This window comes from Leucobacter sp. NPDC077196 (assembly GCF_040687075.1).
In the GTDB taxonomy this organism is placed as follows: Bacteria; Actinomycetota; Actinomycetes; order Actinomycetales; family Microbacteriaceae; genus Leucobacter.
In genome coordinates this window covers 101,976-117,697 of sequence record NZ_JBFBML010000008.1, presented here as the reverse complement: position 1 = coordinate 117,697, position 15,722 = coordinate 101,976, and the positions used below count along the sequence as shown (strand labels likewise).

19 protein-coding genes are annotated in these 15,722 nt (G+C 66.9%); 11 read left to right on the top strand and 8 right to left on the bottom strand.

The window, feature by feature from the left end:
• Nucleotides 1–37 precede the first annotated feature (37 nt).
• The gene (locus AB0O71_RS10055; RefSeq protein WP_363744854.1) at nucleotides 38–658 is read left to right on the top strand and encodes a DUF305 domain-containing protein; all 621 of its coding nucleotides are present in this window, start codon (nucleotides 38–40) and stop codon (nucleotides 656–658) included.
• Nucleotides 659–844: 186 nt separating this feature from the next.
• Here AB0O71_RS10055 and AB0O71_RS10050 read toward each other — a convergent pair whose 3' ends face one another.
• The 3 genes from AB0O71_RS10050 to AB0O71_RS10040 form a co-directional block, all read right to left on the bottom strand.
• On the bottom strand, nucleotides 845–1,018 hold the full coding sequence (locus AB0O71_RS10050; RefSeq protein WP_363744852.1) for a hypothetical protein: 174 nt from the start codon (nucleotides 1,016–1,018) through the stop codon (nucleotides 845–847).
• A 32-nt stretch (nucleotides 1,019–1,050) separates the two neighbouring features.
• Nucleotides 1,051–1,257 carry a hypothetical protein gene (locus tag AB0O71_RS10045; RefSeq protein ID WP_363744850.1) on the bottom strand — a complete coding sequence of 69 codons (207 nt, stop codon included), beginning with the start codon at nucleotides 1,255–1,257 and terminating at the stop codon, nucleotides 1,051–1,053.
• A 99-nt stretch (nucleotides 1,258–1,356) separates the two neighbouring features.
• Entirely contained in the window at nucleotides 1,357–1,776 is a 420-nt protein-coding gene (locus tag AB0O71_RS10040) for a hypothetical protein (RefSeq protein WP_363744848.1), read from the bottom strand.
• 109 nt (nucleotides 1,777–1,885) lie between these two features.
• On the opposite strand from AB0O71_RS10040, the gene AB0O71_RS10035 reads away from it, so the two are divergent.
• Nucleotides 1,886–2,440, top strand: coding sequence for a DUF488 domain-containing protein (locus AB0O71_RS10035; protein WP_363744846.1), 555 nt, complete (start codon nucleotides 1,886–1,888; stop codon nucleotides 2,438–2,440).
• Between the two features lie 56 nt (nucleotides 2,441–2,496).
• On the opposite strand, the gene AB0O71_RS10030 is transcribed toward AB0O71_RS10035, so the two are convergent.
• Together AB0O71_RS10030 and AB0O71_RS10025 are read right to left on the bottom strand one after the other, a co-directional pair.
• Nucleotides 2,497–3,123, bottom strand: a complete 627-nt coding sequence (locus tag AB0O71_RS10030) for a response regulator transcription factor (RefSeq protein ID WP_363744844.1) — start codon at nucleotides 3,121–3,123, stop codon at nucleotides 2,497–2,499.
• Nucleotides 3,120–4,304, bottom strand: a complete 1,185-nt coding sequence (locus tag AB0O71_RS10025) for a sensor histidine kinase (RefSeq protein WP_363744842.1) — start codon at nucleotides 4,302–4,304, stop codon at nucleotides 3,120–3,122. Before AB0O71_RS10025 ends, AB0O71_RS10030 begins: the two co-directional genes overlap by 4 nt.
• A gap of 166 nt (nucleotides 4,305–4,470) precedes the next feature.
• On the opposite strand from AB0O71_RS10025, the gene AB0O71_RS10020 reads away from it, so the two are divergent.
• Nucleotides 4,471–5,541 carry an FtsX-like permease family protein gene (locus AB0O71_RS10020; protein ID WP_363744840.1) on the top strand — a complete coding sequence of 357 codons (1,071 nt, stop codon included), beginning with the start codon at nucleotides 4,471–4,473 and terminating at the stop codon, nucleotides 5,539–5,541.
• Complete coding sequence (locus AB0O71_RS10015) at nucleotides 5,538–6,230, top strand: ABC transporter ATP-binding protein (protein WP_363744838.1); 693 nt, start codon at nucleotides 5,538–5,540, stop codon at nucleotides 6,228–6,230. The genes AB0O71_RS10020 and AB0O71_RS10015 overlap by 4 nt, the downstream gene beginning before the upstream one ends.
• A gap of 15 nt (nucleotides 6,231–6,245) precedes the next feature.
• On the opposite strand, the gene AB0O71_RS10010 is transcribed toward AB0O71_RS10015, so the two are convergent.
• Entirely contained in the window at nucleotides 6,246–7,409 is a 1,164-nt protein-coding gene (locus AB0O71_RS10010; RefSeq protein ID WP_363744836.1) for a 4-hydroxybenzoate 3-monooxygenase, read from the bottom strand.
• Nucleotides 7,410–7,619: 210 nt separating this feature from the next.
• Here AB0O71_RS10010 and AB0O71_RS10005 point away from each other — a divergent pair, with 210 nt between their 5' ends.
• The 6 genes from AB0O71_RS10005 (at nucleotide 7,620) to pcaC (ending at nucleotide 12,522) form a co-directional block, all read left to right on the top strand.
• The gene (locus AB0O71_RS10005) at nucleotides 7,620–8,396 is read left to right on the top strand and encodes an IclR family transcriptional regulator (protein ID WP_363744834.1); all 777 of its coding nucleotides are present in this window, start codon (nucleotides 7,620–7,622) and stop codon (nucleotides 8,394–8,396) included.
• Nucleotides 8,397–8,483: 87 nt separating this feature from the next.
• Nucleotides 8,484–9,302, top strand: coding sequence for a protocatechuate 3,4-dioxygenase subunit beta (pcaH, locus tag AB0O71_RS10000; protein ID WP_363744832.1), 819 nt, complete (start codon nucleotides 8,484–8,486; stop codon nucleotides 9,300–9,302).
• Complete coding sequence (pcaG, locus tag AB0O71_RS09995; protein WP_363744830.1) at nucleotides 9,302–9,877, top strand: protocatechuate 3,4-dioxygenase subunit alpha; 576 nt, start codon at nucleotides 9,302–9,304, stop codon at nucleotides 9,875–9,877. The genes pcaH and pcaG overlap by 1 nt, the downstream gene beginning before the upstream one ends.
• Complete coding sequence (locus tag AB0O71_RS09990; protein WP_363744828.1) at nucleotides 9,867–11,321, top strand: lyase family protein; 1,455 nt, start codon at nucleotides 9,867–9,869, stop codon at nucleotides 11,319–11,321. Before pcaG ends, AB0O71_RS09990 begins: the two co-directional genes overlap by 11 nt.
• A complete protein-coding gene (locus tag AB0O71_RS09985) occupies nucleotides 11,318–12,112 on the top strand; it encodes an alpha/beta fold hydrolase (protein ID WP_363744826.1) in 795 nt (264 codons plus the stop codon). The genes AB0O71_RS09990 and AB0O71_RS09985 overlap by 4 nt, the downstream gene beginning before the upstream one ends.
• Nucleotides 12,109–12,522, top strand: coding sequence for a 4-carboxymuconolactone decarboxylase (gene pcaC, locus AB0O71_RS09980; RefSeq protein WP_363744824.1), 414 nt, complete (start codon nucleotides 12,109–12,111; stop codon nucleotides 12,520–12,522). Before AB0O71_RS09985 ends, pcaC begins: the two co-directional genes overlap by 4 nt.
• Nucleotides 12,523–12,565: 43 nt before the next feature.
• On the opposite strand, the gene AB0O71_RS09975 is transcribed toward pcaC, so the two are convergent.
• Nucleotides 12,566–14,089 carry a SulP family inorganic anion transporter gene (locus AB0O71_RS09975; protein ID WP_363744822.1) on the bottom strand — a complete coding sequence of 508 codons (1,524 nt, stop codon included), beginning with the start codon at nucleotides 14,087–14,089 and terminating at the stop codon, nucleotides 12,566–12,568.
• Between the two features lie 170 nt (nucleotides 14,090–14,259).
• Here AB0O71_RS09975 and AB0O71_RS09970 point away from each other — a divergent pair, with 170 nt between their 5' ends.
• Nucleotides 14,260–14,637, top strand: a complete 378-nt coding sequence (locus tag AB0O71_RS09970) for a MerR family transcriptional regulator (protein ID WP_363744820.1) — start codon at nucleotides 14,260–14,262, stop codon at nucleotides 14,635–14,637.
• Nucleotides 14,638–14,722: 85 nt separating this feature from the next.
• On the opposite strand, the gene AB0O71_RS09965 is transcribed toward AB0O71_RS09970, so the two are convergent.
• Nucleotides 14,723–15,691 carry an NAD-dependent epimerase/dehydratase family protein gene (locus AB0O71_RS09965; protein WP_363744818.1) on the bottom strand — a complete coding sequence of 323 codons (969 nt, stop codon included), beginning with the start codon at nucleotides 15,689–15,691 and terminating at the stop codon, nucleotides 14,723–14,725.
• Nucleotides 15,692–15,722 lie beyond the last annotated feature (31 nt).

Sequence of the window (15,722 nt, the reverse complement as noted above, 5' to 3'; positions counted from 1 at the left end):
GCCGCCCATGGCTGTCACCTACCACACCAGGAGAATCATGACGTCGAACGAACAGCCCGGGGAATGCGACCTCGGTGAGCAGTGCAAAGAGAGCTCACACAACCGTGATGGTCACTCATCCACTGGAAAGATGTATCTCCGATTCGGAGCCATGATTCTCACGGGGATGGTTGTGATGTATTGGGTGATGTTCGTCGGCTCCTGGGAGTGGGGCCATATCCGCTTGAGCGAGAGCCGCGTCTTCATGGCATTGACGATGGGCGGGACTATGGGTCTCGTGATGTTGGCTTGGATGCTCAATATGTACAAGAACGTCAAGGCGAATATCGCCGTCGTCGTCGGGAGTGTCCTGCTGATTGTCGGTGGAGTCGCCCTGGATCGCAGCCAGATCACTGTCGATGACTCCGGATGGATGAGTGCGATGATCCCGCACCATTCCCTCGCTATCACTCGTTCCGAACGTGCCCAGATACAAGACCTCCGTGTCTGCGAACTCGCTGCAGACATCAGCACAGCGCAACGTAATGAGATTCTCGAGATGGATTGGCTGATTAAGGACATCCGCGACAACGGCGTCGCCGATACCCCCGAGGAAGCCCGAGCGCGACCAGCCCCCAACTTCGACAGATCAGCACTTCGCATGTGCCCGGCCGAATGACCGCGGCAACAACCGCACCGAGTTTCGCGACGACGTCGTGCGCGTCGCAGGGAACCGCGAACCCGGGGTCACCATCGAGCAGATCGCGAAAGACTCCGGTGTTCATCCGATGACGCTGCAGAAGTGACTGCGTCGCGCCGATATCGATGAAGGCGCCGACGCAGGGATCCCGGTAAGCGCGCTCAGTTACGCCCCGCGTTCGAGTTCGCTCGCGCGGATGAGCAGCGCACGGAACTCGGCGAGATCGAGGTCGGACACGGGTCGGAACGTCACCGCCGCGGCGCCCACCTTGACCCGACCCAGACGCGCCGCCCGCGCCTGCACCAGATAGCCGCCTGCTTCTGCCGCATTCAGATACACGGACAGGTGGTTCTTCTGCGCGGCCAGCCCGATCAGGAACCACTCGACGTCGCCTCCGCGCGGCCGAGGCTGCCGTAGCCGACGATCGCCTGATTCGTGCCTCCCCACATCGGCCCGCGCCACAGCACGCGGTCCTCCTCGGGAAGCGCGTCACGGATGATTTCGTCCAGACGCAGCAGGTCGGCTGCGTCAGCTGCGCCCCTCAGGAACGCATCAACGTCATCGTCCACTCGCTCCATACCGGGAGCATAGTGGCAGATACGCGTGCGCGGAAGCAGGCCTCTCTGCATGCGCGGGCGGGCTCAACCCCTCAAATGCTGGCTCCGCGAACCAGCAGCTCACCGGCCGTAGTGCCGAGCCACCGCCTCCATGCCTGCGGCGAAACTCACCGCGGGTTCCCACTGCAGCACTTCGCGCGTGCGACGCTGATCGAACCAGTGCGCGGTCGACATCTGCTCGGCGAGGAATCGGGTGAGGGGTGGCTCGTCGTCGTGCTCCCGCAGGTTCCACACCGTATCCACGGTGGTTCCGGCCGCGAGAGCGAGCCCGACCGGGAGCCGCAGCCGAGGCTGCCGAGCGCCCCCTGCCAGCGCGAGGCGTTCGACGAATTCTGCGATCGGCCGCGGCTGTCCGTTCGTGACGACGAGCGCTTCTCCGTGCACGCGGGTCACCGCGTCGAGTGACGCGACGATCGCGTCGACGGCGTTGAAGAGGTACAAAGTGTCGACGAGGGCCGCACCGGAGCCGAGGATCGGCATGCGCCCCTGCCTGGATCGCTCGATGATCCGCTCGGCTGCGCGGATCGCGGATTCGGCCTCAGGGACAGCTCGTTTCCCGCATCGCGGGCACATGGGCTGTAATGGATCGATGACGGAACCCATATTCACGATCGGTCATTCCAACCGCGCGCTCGACGAATTCGTCTCACTGCTTCGAGAATCGAGCGTGGCCCTGGTCGTCGATGTTCGGAAGCTTCCTGGCTCGAAGACGTATCCCTGGTTCAACGAGGATCAGCTCGCCCCTGCGCTCCGCGAGTCAGGAATTGACTTCCACCGTGCCGCAGGTTTGACGGGGCGACGACGGGTGAGCAAAGACGTGCCTTTCGATGTGAATGCGTGGTGGAAGAACCGGAGCTTCCACAATTACGCCGACCATGCGCTGTCCGAGGAGTTCACTCTGAGTCTTGCTGAGGTGCTCCAGCGGAGTCGCTCCCACCGTCTCGCCGTGATGTGCTCCGAAGCAGTGTGGTGGCGTTGTCACCGGCGGATCATTGCGGATCATCTCCTCGCCCGAGGCGAGGACGTGCGGCACATTCTGAGCGAGGGGCACGTCAACGCTGCAGAACTCAGTGCGGGTGCCGTACTCGCAGAATCCGATCAGGTGCGGTACCCCGCTTCGTCGCCGGAGCGTCACCAGCAGTGACGCGATGAACGGCGACGGTCGTGCAGTCGGCGATGCGAAACCACGCGCGGCCCGTTCTATCGGAGGATTCCTTGTCGGCGAGCTTCGGAGACCGCCGCGGTGCGAGAGCTGACGGCGAGTTTGGAGAAGATGTTGGCCAGGTGTGACTTCACAGTCGTTTCGCTGATGAACAGCGCTTCTGCGACTCCCGTGTTGGAACGACCAGCAGCAACGAGTTCGAGAACTTGCATCTCGCGGCTGCTGAGACTGATTCGGGGCGCGCGCATTCTGCTCAACAGTCGGGATGCGATGACCGGAGCGAGGGCACTCTCACCCGATGCGGCAGCGCGAACGGCCGCTATGAGTTCGTGCGGCGGGGCGTCTTTGAGGAGATAACCGCTGGCTCCGGCCTCGATAGCGCTGAGGATATCGGCGTCCGAATCGTAATTGGTGAGCACGAGCACGTAGGGGGCGGGATCGAGGGCGCGGATTCGCCGTGTCGCATCCGCGCCGCTGGTTGCAGCGCGGGAACCGAACTGGAGGTCCATGAGAACGACATCAGGGGTGCAGCTCTTGGCGAGATCGATGGCCTCATCAGGCACAGCGGCTTCAGCGACGACCTCGCAATCTGACTCGAGGCTCAACAATGCATTAAGCCCGGCGCGGACGATGGGGTGATCATCCGCGATCACCAGTCGGATCATGCGATCTCCGTCACGCGAAGATCTACGGTGAGGATTGTTCCGCGACCGAATGCTGAATCGATGGTGAGGGCCCCACCGAGTTGCTGCACTCGCTCTGATGTGGCCTGCAGGCCAAACGAGTCTGACTTCTCCGTGGCACTCTTCGAACTGCGCAGAGTGTCGAATCCGATTCCGTCATCGGCGATGGTGAAGCGGAGCCGGTTCTCGTCAACGACCATCGTGATGGTTGCGGTGGTGGCACGCGCGTGCTGAATGACGTTCGCGATCGCTCCCTGGGCGATGCGGAGCAGCGCTGTCTGAAGGTGCATCGGGAGAGTGGTCGTGTCGGAGGCTCGCACGTGCACGTCGAGCCCTTGGGTTGCCCATTGGGTGCGTGCGAGCCTGCGAAGCGCTCCGCCGAGCGTCTGGTCGTCGAGCTGGGGCGGCGCGAGTTCACTGATGAAACGGCGCGCTTCGGCGAGATTCGCGGCGGCGGTCGTGCGTGCGAGTTGAATGTGTTCGATGCCAGGTCGACCGCGATCCGCTCGTTCTGCCGCATGCAGGAGCATCTGGATGCTGGAGAGGCCCTGCGCGAGGGTGTCGTGGATTTCGCGGGCGAGACGGGCACGCTCGGCGATAACCCCTGATTCGTGCTCGGTAGCGGCGAGCCGTCTCTGAGTGATGATCAGTTCTCTGACGAGCGTCTCGCGCTGTTCGGCCTCGCGGGCGAGGGCTTGGTAGCCGAGCCCGATCAGCAGCGCGACGGCGGCACCGATGAACGGTCCGATGACTCCGCCGACAGTCCATCCGGAGTGGAGTCCGAGGGCACAGATTGCGACGATCGTGGAGACGAGGAGCGCTGCCGATCCCCACCATCGGCCGAGGACATGGAGATACAGGAAGAACAGCGGGAAGACCAGGTACGCGGCATCGGGGCTCAACCACAACAGGAGCACCCATTCCGCGGTCAATGCGGTCAACCAGCTTACGCGGAGCGGACGCTGCGCACGGGTGATTCGGGGGAGAACGGCTCCGAGCGAATACGTCGAGCCGAGGGCAATCGCGACTACGACAACGGTGGCGCTCGCGTCGCTCGGGAGGAGGATCTCGCGCGCGATGACAAGACCGGCGAGGGCGACGAACAAGACGTGCAGGCCGGTACGCAGACCCACGAAAACCGGGGTCAATGCAGAGTGCGCCATGGGCTGAAGCATACGCCGTAGCTCTCCGGCCGGTCATCGTTCGAAAGGACGATTGATAGGTGCACACTCCGGGTCGTGAACGGTGTTCGGGCGGCCGATGACCGAGTCGAGGGTGAAGAGCGACAGTGGAGGAGTCGCCATTGTGGTGACAGGAAAGGCACACACCATGTTCGTCGCTGTACGCGATCTCCGCTTCGCCCGGGGCCGGTTCATCCTCATCGGCTCGGTCGTGGCCCTCATCACTGTTCTCGTCGGTTTCCTCAGCGGCCTTACCGGGGGACTTGCGACGCAGAACGTATCCGCTGTGCTCGAACTGCCCGCGGACCGAATCGTATTCTCCGCCCCTGCAGCGGGAGACGACGGCGCTACGTTCTCTGACTCCGCTATCACGATGCAGCAAGCCGCAGACTGGGCGGCAACAGACGGGGTTGAGGCGGCACGGCCCGTCGGAATCAGCCAGACCCGGGGCGAGTCCGACCACGCCCGTGCCGCGATAGCGGTGTTCGGCGTAGAACCAGGATTCGACCCCGAGGCGCCTTCGGCAGGCGGCCTGCTCAGGCTTTCCGCTCCCGCAGCACAAGCCCTCGACGTGACGAACGGAAATGACGTCACTATCGCCGGTACCACGTACGTCGTCGAGTCGATCGGCGGGGACGGCTGGTACAGCCACACGCCAGTTGTGCGGATGACCCTCGATGACTGGCAGGCCTACTCGGCCGCGACGGGCAACGCCGACGTCTATGCGACTGTTCTCGCAGTCACGGGTGACCCGGACTGGGACGCGGCCGATGCTGTCAACAGCACCGCTTCTGAGACCACGCTCGGATCGCTGATGGCATTGAGCGCGTTCCGATCTGAAATCGGATCGTTGCTTCTGATGATCGTCATGTTGTTCGGTATCTCCGGGCTCGTGATCGGTGCGTTCTTCACGGTCTGGACCATGCAGCGAAAAAGCGACATCGCGGTCCTCAAGGCTTTGGGGGCCAGCACCCGTTCGCTCGTGCGCGACGCACTCGGGCAGGCACTGATCGTCTTGCTCCTGGGAATCGGGATCGGCCTCGGACTCGTCGCGGCCTTCAGCGCTCTCGCGGGTACCGACATACCGTTCCTCCTCAGCCCGATGACGACCGTTCTTCCAGGCGTGATCATGATCGTCCTCGGTCTTGCCGGGGCCGCATTCGCGCTCCGTTCCGTCACCTCCGCCGATCCACTCACCGCCCTCGGGAGCAACCGATGATCCGTTTGAACCACATCACCCTCACCTTCCCCGACGGCAGCTCCCGCGTCACTGCCATCGACAACGTCTCCCTCACCGCCCACCCCGGTACCGTCACGGGCATCACCGGCCCCAGTGGCTCAGGCAAATCCAGCCTTCTCGCTGTCTCTGCAACCCTCATCCGGCCCGACTCCGGACAGGTCTTCGTCGACGGCCTCGATGTCTCTCAGCTGAACTCTCACGAGGCGACAGAACTGCGCCGCAACAACATCGGAATCGTTTTCCAGCAATCGAACCTGGTTCCCGCACTGACAGCGCGTGAACAGCTGACCGTCATGAACGAGCTCGGCGGGCGCCACAGTCGCCGGAAACGCGCCAAGGCTGCTTCCCGCGCTGATGCACTCTTGGAGGCGGTCGGGTTGAGTGACCAGGCCGGCAAACGACCGCACCAGCTTTCCGGGGGCCAGCGTCAGCGCGTCAACATCGCCCGAGCACTCATGAATGACCCCAGTGTTCTGCTCGTCGACGAACCGACGAGCGCCCTCGACCAAGAACGAGGAGCGAGCATCATCGACCTCATTTTGCGCCTCACCGACGAGCTCGACACCTCGACCCTGCTGGTGACCCACGACCTTGTTCACCTCCCGCGCATGCACGGGGCAGTCCACATCGTCGACGGCCGACTGTCCAACGCCGCTTCCACTGCATAACCCGTTGTTCGACGCCTACTGCCACCCGGTGTACGCCTCGGCCAGGAAGCGCTGGCCCGCCTCGGACTCGATGACGCTTCTCAGCTCGCCCAGCTGCCGCTGTCGATCGAACGAGTCGGCACCGGGTGCAGCGTGCAGCATGCTCGTCATCCACCAGGAGAAGTGCTGGGCCTTCCAGATGCGGCGGAGCGCCCGCTCGGCGTACGCGTCGATGCCCCGCTCATCGTGCTCGACGAGAAGACGCCGCAGCGCATCGCCGAGCAGCAGCACATCCGCGATCGCGAGATTCATGCCCTTGGCCCCAGTCGGGGGCACTGTGTGCGCGGCGTCGCCCACGAGCGCAGCGCGACCGTGCCGCAGCTTACCGGCGACGAAGCTGCGGAAGCGGAGCACGTCGCGCTGGAAGATCGGACCCTCGGTGAGGCGGGTGCCGGGAACCCGCCGCTGCAGCGCATCCCAGATCTCGGCCTCGCTGAGCGCGTCTGGGCCGGTGCTCGGATCGCACTGGAAGTACATGCGCTGCACCGTCTCCGACCGCTGACTGATCAGCGCGAAGCCGTCGGGCGAGTTGCTGTAGATCAGCTCGTCCGAGCTCGGCGCAGCCTCGCACAGCACGCCGAACCACGCGAAGGGGTACTCGCGAAAGGCACCGTTCGCGCGATCGCCGGCGACGGCGGGCCGCACGACGCTGCGCGATCCATCAGCGCCGACGACGAAGTCGCAATGGATTTCGAACGGGGCTCCTTCAGCGTCCGTGCCGACGACGCGCGGCTCCGACTCGACGCCGTGCACGGCGGTGACGCTCGTGCTGAACCGCAGATCTTGCCCGGCGCCGAGGCGCGCAGCGATGAGGTCTTTCAGGACCTCGTGCTGCGGATAGAGCCACACCGACCGCCCGACGAGCGACGGGAAATCGATGCGGTGGCCCTCGCCGGCGAAGCGGAGTTCGATGCCGTCGTGGCGGTGCCCGACGGTGCGGGCACGGCTGCCGACGATACCGTCGAGCACCTCTACGGTGCCCTGCTCGAGGATGCCTGCGCGGATCGTCGTCTCGATCTCCTCGCGACTGCGCGCATCGACCACGATGGATTCGACGCCTGCCTCTGCCAGCAGGTGCGACAGCAGGAGGCCTGCGGGCCCCGCTCCGACGATGGCGACTCGGGTGCGCTCGACGGTCATGGGTCTCCTTTGGCGGGGTCGAAGGGGGCGCTGGTATCGCCTACAGGCGGGCGAACGGCGAGTGCCGAATGCAGCCATCGCGATCCGCGACCAGTGTGCTGGGATCGACTCCGCCCAGCCGCACTTTTCTCACTCACTGGGAAACCGGCCGGACCTACCCCACCCCGCCCGCCCGCTACGCTCGGCAGGAAGTGAACTCGAGGAGGCGAGATGGCGGAGCAGACGACGCTTGGCGTGCTCGACCGCGCGCTCGCGGTGCTGTCGTGCTTCAGCGAGGACGAACCCGAGCTCTCCGCCGGCCAGCTCGTCGAGCGTACGGGCCTCGCCTCGTCAACGCTCCACCGGCTCGTCGCCATGCTCGTCGACCGCGGTCTGCTCACGCGCCTGCCGAATCGGCGGCTGGCGGTCGGTGCGCGGTTATGGGAGCTCGGCGAGCTCTCCCCGCTCGCGCTGCGACTGCGCGAACGCGCGATCCCGCACCTCATGCGGCTCTACGAGGCGACAGGCGAGAACGTGCACCTCGGCGTGCTCGACGGGCCGGCGGAGCGCCCGAGCGTGCTCTACGTGGGGCGGGTGACCGGTCGCCGTTCGATCCCTACGGTGAGCCGTGCGGGCGGGCGGGGCCCGCTGCATACGACCGGAGTCGGCAAAGCGCTGCTCTCGGGGTGCGACGACGCGTGGTTGCAGGGCTACTTTGGCGCGGGTCCGCTGCTGCGGGAGACGACGCACTCGATCGTCGACGAACACGCGCTCCGCGCTGACCTCGCCGCCGGCCGCGCGCGCGGCTACTGGCGCACCCGTGAGGAGATGACCCTCGGCAATGTGTCGATCGCTGTCGCACTGCCGAGCGTAGACGGGCTGCCCCCGATCGCGCTCGGCGTCGTGGTGCACCTCGAGCGGGCCGACGAACAGGGCGATGAGCGGCTTCTCGCTCGGCTCGTGCAGCAGGCGGCGAAGGAGATTCACTCCGAGGTGCGGAGCATCTGATTCTCGCTGAGTGAGAGCCACGAGATCGGATCGCGGTGCCCGCTGCCACGCTGAGGCGCAGGTCACGACCTCGAAGGAGAGCACTTCATGCCCGAGCACCCCGACGCCCCGGCACCGGAATCCCTACTCGCAGCGCCCGATCAGGCATCCCAGCAGCAGATCTCCGAGGAGATCGCGTCGCTGCACGCCGATTTCGCCCGACGCGCGGCCAGCGGCGAACACCTGCCGCGCACCATGTACGACTTCCCGCCCTACCGTTCGAGCGTGCTGCGGCATCCGACGAAGGACCCACAGCTCGTCGACCCCGAGACCATCGAGCTGTGGTCGCCGGCCTACGGCCAGCGCGATGTCGCGGCGATCGAGTCGGACCTGACGCTGCATCACACGGGTGAACCCCTGGGCGAGCGCATTACGGTCACCGGGCGGTTGCTCGACTCGTGGGGTCGCCCAGTGCCGAATCAGCTGATCGAGATCTGGCAGGCGAACGCGGCGGGCCGATACATCCACCAGCGCGACCAGCACCCCGCCCCGCTCGACCCGAACTTCACGGGTGCGGGTCGCGCGATCACGAATGATGCCGGCGCGTACACGTTCACTACGATCAAACCGGGGCCGTACCCCTGGAAGAACCACGTGAACGCGTGGCGGCCCGCGCACATCCATTTCTCGGTGTTCGGGCGATCCTTCACCCAGCGCCTCGTCACCCAGATGTACTTCCCGGGCGACCCGCTCTTCGCGCTCGACCCGATCTACAACTCGATCCGCGAGCAGAAGGACCGCGACCGGCTCATCGGCGTCTACGACCACGGCCTGACGGTGCCCGAGTTCTCGATGGGCTACCGCTTCGACATCGTGATCGACGGCCCGACAGCCACCTGGTTCGAACCCGAGGAGGGGGAGCACTGATGCCGCAGCAACCCGCGCCCGCGCCCGCGAAGACGCTCGCCCCGACCCCGGGCCAGACGGTCGGCCCGTTCTTCGCGTACGGCACTACCTTCCCGAAGCAGCACGAGATCGCCTTCCCGCACTCGCCGGGCGCCATCGTGCTGGCAGGAACCGTCTTCGACGGGGCCGGAACCCCGATCCCCGATGCGATGATCGAGATCTTCGCCGCCGATACGGATGGCAGTGTGCCGCGAGCTCGAGGCACGCTGCGCCGCAACGATCACGCGTTCACCGGTTTCGGCCGCGCCTTCACCGACGACGAGGGGCGGTTCGAGTTCTGGACCCGCAACCCCGGATCGACGTCTGGTGAGGCCCCCTTCTTCGCCGCGATCGTCTTCGCCCGCGGTCTTCCCGACAAGCTGCACACGCGCATCTACCTCCCCGAGGATGCGGCGCGCCTTGAAGCCGACCCGCTGCTCTCCGTGCTTTCGGCCGAACAGCGGAGTACGCTCGTGGCAGCACGCACGCCAGAGGGCCATCTCGCTCATGACATTCACCTGCAGGGTGCGAAGGAGACCGTGTTCCTTGCCTACTGATCCGGATGCACACGCACCCCGCCGTGAGTTCGACGCAGGGCTCCTCTCGCCGGCGAGCGCCGGAAGCGACGCCGTACTGGCCGATGCGGAGGTGCTCGGCGCGCTCGTTGCGACCGAGGTCGCACTGGTGCGGGCGTGGGCCGAGGTCGGTGTCGCGCCACGCGCACAGGCTGCCGAACTGTCATCCGCCCTCGGCTGGCGCGGAACGGGTGAAGTCTGCACGGGCTTCGACGCCTGGCTGCCGCAGCTCGCGGAGGAGGCCCCCAGCGGAGGCAACCCCGTGATTCCATTGGTGCCGCAACTCCGCGATCGCACCGCCCCCGAGCTGCGGCACTGGGTGCACCGCGGTGCCACCAGTCAAGACGTGCTCGACTCGGCGCTCATGTTGATCGCGCACCGGGCAGGCCGTGAGACGCTGCAGCAGCTGCGGCAGACGGAAACCGCGCTCGCGCAGCTCGCGCATACGGGGCAGGATCGCGTCGCCGTCGCGCGTACCCTGACCCAGCACGCGGTGCCGACCACGTTCGGCCTGCGCGTCGCCGGGTGGCTGCGCGGGGTGCGGCGCGCCACCGAGCGCCTGTCGGGCGCAATGTCGGAGCTCCCGGCGCAGATCGCCGGGGCAGGGGGCACCCTCGCGGGATACGTGGCCGTCGCTCGCGCGGAGCTCGGCTCCGAGGAGCGCGCCGTGAGCGCCGTGGGCGAGCTCCCCGCGGCATTCGCGGCGGAACTCGGGCTCGCGACCCCGGAGGGGCCGTGGCACACGGTGCGCTGGCCGGTCACCGAGTTGGGCGATGCGCTCGTGCAGAGCGTCGACGCGCTGGGCGTTCTCGCGGCCGACGTGACGACGCTCAGTCGCACCGAGATCGGCGAGGTCGCGGAGTCGCGCGGAGGTGGATCATCAGCGATGCCGCAGAAGCGGAATCCGGCGCACGCGGTGCTCATCCGCTCCGCGGCGATTCGCGCGCCGCACCTCGGGGCCACGCTGCACGCCGCCTCCGCGCTCGCCGTCGACGAGCGACCCGACGGGGCGTGGCACGCCGAATGGCCGACGCTGCGCGAGTTGCTTCGCCTCGCGCTCGGCGCGAGTACGCACGCCGCCGAGCTCGCGGCGGGTCTCGCCGTCGACACCGACGCGATCGCACACAATCTGGGGAAGACGAGTGGTTTGATCGTCGCCGAGCGGCTCTCGATCGTGCTCGGTCCGATCATCGGCGCCGAGCGGGTGCGCGACATCGTGTCGCGCGTGCGAGCCGGCGCGGCGCTCATCGAAATGCTCAGCGCCGAGTCCGGCCTCGCCGAGGCCCTCGCCGCCCGCGGGGGGCCGTCGATCGAAGAGCTGGCCGATCCTGCGCAGTATGTCGGTCTCGCCAGACAACTGGTCGACGCCGCACTCGGCTCGCCCGCGCACACCGACGCACCCGCCCCGACCGAGGAGCCAGGATGACCGCCCCAGACATCGCACTCACCCAGCCCGTGGGGGCCGACGGTGCGCCGCTGATCGTGCTCGCACACTCCCTGGGCACGGGGCCGCTCATCTGGGAGCCCGTCGTGCCGCTTCTCGCGAAGGAATATCGCGTGTCGCTGCTCACCCTGCCCGGTCACGGGGTCGCACCGGTGCCGACCGACGCGTTCACGCTCGACGAGCTCGCCGATGTCGTGGCAGATCGCGTGCGCGAGTTGGCGGGCACCGCGGTCACCGATGGCACCGTGTACTTCGCGGGAGTCTCCATCGGCGGTGCGCTCGCCCTCACGCTCGCGCTGCGGCACCCCGATGTCATCGCGCGTGCGGCCAGTCTCGCCTCGGCCGCCTCGCTCGGCTCGCCGGACCATTGGAAGACGCGCGCGGCCACGGTGCGCACGCAGTCGACCTCGGTGCTCATCGCGGCGTCGGCGCAGACGTGGTTCGCGCCCGAATCGATCGGCCGCGAGCCCGAGCTGATCGGGCGCATCTTGCACGCGCTGCAAGACACCTCTGACGAGGGGTACGCGCGCTGCGCCGAGGCGCTCGCGACCTATGACCTGCGCGACCGGCTCGCCGAGGTTCGTGTGCCGGTGCTCGCACTCGGGGGCGGCCAAGACGAGGTCGCCCCCGAGGAGCGGCAGGACGAGCTCGTCGCCGGCCTTCCGAACGCGCGCAAGGTGATGATCGAGGATGCAGCGCACCAGCCGCCTGCCGAGAGCGCGGCCGCCGTCGCGGAGGCGCTGCTCGCGTTCTTCGGGGAGGGGCGGGGATGAGCGCCGAGCACGTGAATGACCTCGGGCTGTCGGACACAGCCCGCTTCGAGCAGGGCATGACGGTGCGTCGCGAGGTGCTCTCCGACGCGCACGTCGATCGTGCGAACGCGCAGATGACCCCATTCACCGCCGACTTCCAAGACTTCATCACGCGCACCGCGTGGGGCGACATCTGGTCGCGGCCAGGCCTCGACCGGCGCTCCCGCTCCGTCGCGGTGCTCACCGCACTGATCGCGCTCGGGCACGAGACGGAGCTCGCGATGCACGTGCGCGCGGCGCGCACCAACGGCCTGACCGTCGAGGAGATCAAGGAAGTGATTCTGCAGGCCGGGCTCTACTGCGGCGTGCCGGCGGCGAATTCAGCGTTCGGCGTCGCGCAACGGGTGCTCGAGGAACTTGGAGACCTGTAGCGCGCGGGCGGCGACTCACTGCTGCCGGGCCCGCCCCGCGCGCTCAGTGTCCCTGCCCGAGCCCGCCGCTCAGCCGCGTGTGGAACGCCGTCGATTCGGCGTTCATTCCCGTGAACTCGACCGATTTGCCGTGCTGCTGGTATTTCATCTCGATGGCGTCGAATGCTGCGACCGTGGAGGCGTCCCAGACGTGCGAGCGCGACAGATCGATCACCACGCGATCGGGGTCGTCGGAGTATTCGAAGAGCGTGGTGAGGTCGTTGCTCGACGCGAAGAGCAGCTGACCCTCGACGGTGTAACGGGCGACGGGCGCACCGTTCTCTGCAGTGAGCTCGCGCTGCACGCTGACGAGGTGCGCCACGCGTCGCACGAACATGATCGCGGCGACGAGCACCCCGACGATGACGCCGATCGCGAGGTTGTGCGTCGCGACGACGACCGCCACGGTGATGACCATGACCGCGGTCTCACTCTTGGGCAGGCGCCGCAGCGTCGAAGGTGCGATGGAGTGCCAGTCGAACGTGCCGACGGACACCATGATCATCACCGCGACGAGCGCGGCCATGGGAATGATCGCGACGAGATCGCCGAGCAGCACGATGAGGATCAGCAGGAACACGCCGGCTAAGAAGGTCGAGATGCGGGTGCGCGCACCCGACACCTTGACGTTGATCATCGTCTGGCCGATCATCGCGCATCCGCCCATGCCGCCGAAGATGCCCGACACGAGATTGGCGACTCCCTGGCCCCACGATTCGCGCGTCTTGTTGGAGTGCGTGTCGGTCACATCGTCGACGAGCTTCGCCGTCATCAGCGATTCCATGAGCCCCACGAGGGCCATCGCCAACGCGTACGGTGCGATGATGGCGAGCGTCTCCCACGTCAGCGGAACGTTTGGCACAAACAGCTCGGGCAGACTGCGGGGCAGTTCGCCCTGGTCGCCGACGTTCGGCACCTGAATCGCGAACACGAGTGCGGCGGCGGTCACGAGCACGATCGAGACGAGCGGGGCGGGCACGACTCGGGTGAGTCGCGGCATCACGACGAGGATGAGCAGCCCCCCGGCGACGAGCGGATACACGAGCCACGGCACGCCGATGAGCTGGGGCAGCTGCGCGGTGAAGATGAGGATCGCCAGCGCGTTGACGAACCCGACCATCACACTGCGCGGGATGAACCGCATGAGCTTCGCCACGCCGCAGACCGCGAGCACGATCTGCAGCACTCCCGCGAGCAGCACGGTCGCGATGAAGTAGTCCATGCCGTAATCGCGCGCGACGGGCGCGATGACGAGCGCGATCGCTCCGGTCGCCGCGGTGATCATCGCGGGTCGTCCTCCGACGAAGGCGATGGTGACGGCCATGATGAACGACGAGAAGAGCCCGACCTTGGGGTCCACTCCGGCGATGATGGAGAAGGAGATGGCCTCGGGGATGAGCGCAAGGGCGACCACGAGCCCCGCGAGCGCCTCCCGGGTGAGGAGTCGCGGAGAGCGAAGCGCGGTCATGACCGACGGATCTGGCCGATAGCGTGCGGGGTCGTCGGTGCTGGTGGTCGCGATCGACATGGGTCTCCTCCTGGGAGCGGCGAGAGCTCTCGACGTGAAAGCATGGACAATGCTGATGGGCGCGGCAGCGCGCTCGGGCCGAGTGTCGAGGAGCGGAACGCTGTACTCGGGGCCCGATGATCAACACTAACGTAACGTTAGGGTTGTGGCGAATGAAATGAGGATGACGCGTGCCTGAAGACGGAATGATGCACATCGGTGAGCTCGCGGACCGCACGGAGCTGTCGATCCGCACCCTCCGGCACTACGACCAGATCGGGCTGCTGGCACCGACAGGGCGCTCGGAAGGCGGATTTCGGCTGTACACCGAAGGCGACTACGACCGGCTGATGCTGATCCGGCGGATGAAGCCGCTCGGATACTCCCTGGACCAGATGGGGGATCTGCTGCGCGCCATCGACCGCACGCAGGGGTCAACCGAAGAGCATGCGACGCGAGCGGTCGACGACTTCCTCGCCGACGCGGAAGAACGGCGGGAGAAGCTCGCCCGGCAGCTCGAAGCCGCCGACGAATTCATTCGTCAACTCCGCGAGACACCGCTCCGCTAAGCGGCGCCCTGCATCGACTCGTCATTGCTCGACGCTGGAAGGTCACAGGCGACGCTGGGCGTATGCAGCTGGCGTCAGCCCCGCCTCAGCGGCGGTAGTGCCGAGCCAGAGCTGCCATGCCTTCGGCGAAGCTCACCGCGGGCTCCCATTCGAGCACTGCGCGCGTGCGGCGCTGATCGAACCAGTGCGCGGTAGACATCTGCTCGGCGAGGAAGCGGGTGAGGGGTGGTTCGCCTTCGTGCTCGCGCAGGTTCCACACCGAATCCACCGCGGTTCCAGCCGCGAGTGCGATCCCAACCGGGAGCCGGAGACGTGGTTTCTGAGCGCCCCCGGCAAGAGCGAGGCGCTCGACGAACTCCGCGATCGGCCGCGGCTGGCCGTTGGTGACGACGAGGGCTTCGCCGTGCACGCGGGTCACGGCCTCGAGCGCCGCAACGACCGCGTCGACGGCGTTGGTGATGTACAGCGTGTCGACGAGTGCGGCACCAGAACCGAGGATCGGCATGCGGCCCTGTCTGGAGCGCTCGATGATCCGCTCGGTGAGCTGGGTGTCGCCGGGGCCCCAGATGAGATGCGGCCGCAGCACGAGCACGGGAAAGTCAGCCGAGTCCGCCCCGAGGGCGAGGAGCTCGCCGTCGGCCTTCGTGCGTGCGTACTCTCCACGCGCGGAAGCCGGGTCGGCTGCTTCGGCCGACGCGCCGACGAGCGAGCTGCCCGCATGCGCGACGGAGGGCGACGAGATGTGGACGAACCGAGACACCCCAGCGCGCTGCGCCGCCGCGAGCACGCTTCGCGTGCCGTCGATGTTGACGCGCTCGAAGTCGCTCGGGTCACCGGCCATCGATACCTTCGCCGCACTGTGGATGACGGCGTCCTGACCGGCCATCGCTCTCTCGACCGCGTCGGGATCCGTGACGCTTCCCAGCACATCGCGTGCCTGTGCTACCCCGGAGGGACGACGCTGCAGCGTCGTGACCTCGTGTTCGTCGTCGATCAACGTCCGCACGACCGAAGAGCCCAGCAACCCTGAGGCACCGGTGACGAGTACTCTCACTGCGACTCCCTGATTTCCGTTTCGAACCGCG

Bases quoted from the DNA above. Each gene is read 5' to 3' on its own strand.
- AB0O71_RS10055 (WP_363744854.1), top strand. From the start codon at position 38: ATGACGTCGAACGAACAGCCCGGGGAATGCGACCTCGGTGAGCAGTGC.
- AB0O71_RS10045 (WP_363744850.1), bottom strand. From the start codon at position 1,257: ATGGAGCGAGTGGACGATGACGTTGATGCGTTCCTGAGGGGCGCAGCT.
- AB0O71_RS10040 (WP_363744848.1), bottom strand. From the start codon at position 1,776: ATGCCGATCCTCGGCTCCGGTGCGGCCCTCGTCGACACTTTGTACCTC.
- AB0O71_RS10035 (WP_363744846.1), top strand. From the start codon at position 1,886: ATGACGGAACCCATATTCACGATCGGTCATTCCAACCGCGCGCTCGAC.
- AB0O71_RS10030 (WP_363744844.1), bottom strand. From the start codon at position 3,123: ATGATCCGACTGGTGATCGCGGATGATCACCCCATCGTCCGCGCCGGG.
- AB0O71_RS10025 (WP_363744842.1), bottom strand. From the start codon at position 4,304: ATGGCGCACTCTGCATTGACCCCGGTTTTCGTGGGTCTGCGTACCGGC.
- AB0O71_RS10020 (WP_363744840.1), top strand. From the start codon at position 4,471: ATGTTCGTCGCTGTACGCGATCTCCGCTTCGCCCGGGGCCGGTTCATC.
- AB0O71_RS10015 (WP_363744838.1), top strand. From the start codon at position 5,538: ATGATCCGTTTGAACCACATCACCCTCACCTTCCCCGACGGCAGCTCC.
- AB0O71_RS10010 (WP_363744836.1), bottom strand. From the start codon at position 7,409: ATGACCGTCGAGCGCACCCGAGTCGCCATCGTCGGAGCGGGGCCCGCA.
- AB0O71_RS10005 (WP_363744834.1), top strand. From the start codon at position 7,620: ATGGCGGAGCAGACGACGCTTGGCGTGCTCGACCGCGCGCTCGCGGTG.
- pcaH (WP_363744832.1), top strand. From the start codon at position 8,484: ATGCCCGAGCACCCCGACGCCCCGGCACCGGAATCCCTACTCGCAGCG.
- pcaG (WP_363744830.1), top strand. From the start codon at position 9,302: ATGCCGCAGCAACCCGCGCCCGCGCCCGCGAAGACGCTCGCCCCGACC.
- AB0O71_RS09985 (WP_363744826.1), top strand. From the start codon at position 11,318: ATGACCGCCCCAGACATCGCACTCACCCAGCCCGTGGGGGCCGACGGT.
- pcaC (WP_363744824.1), top strand. From the start codon at position 12,109: ATGAGCGCCGAGCACGTGAATGACCTCGGGCTGTCGGACACAGCCCGC.
- AB0O71_RS09975 (WP_363744822.1), bottom strand. From the start codon at position 14,089: ATGTCGATCGCGACCACCAGCACCGACGACCCCGCACGCTATCGGCCA.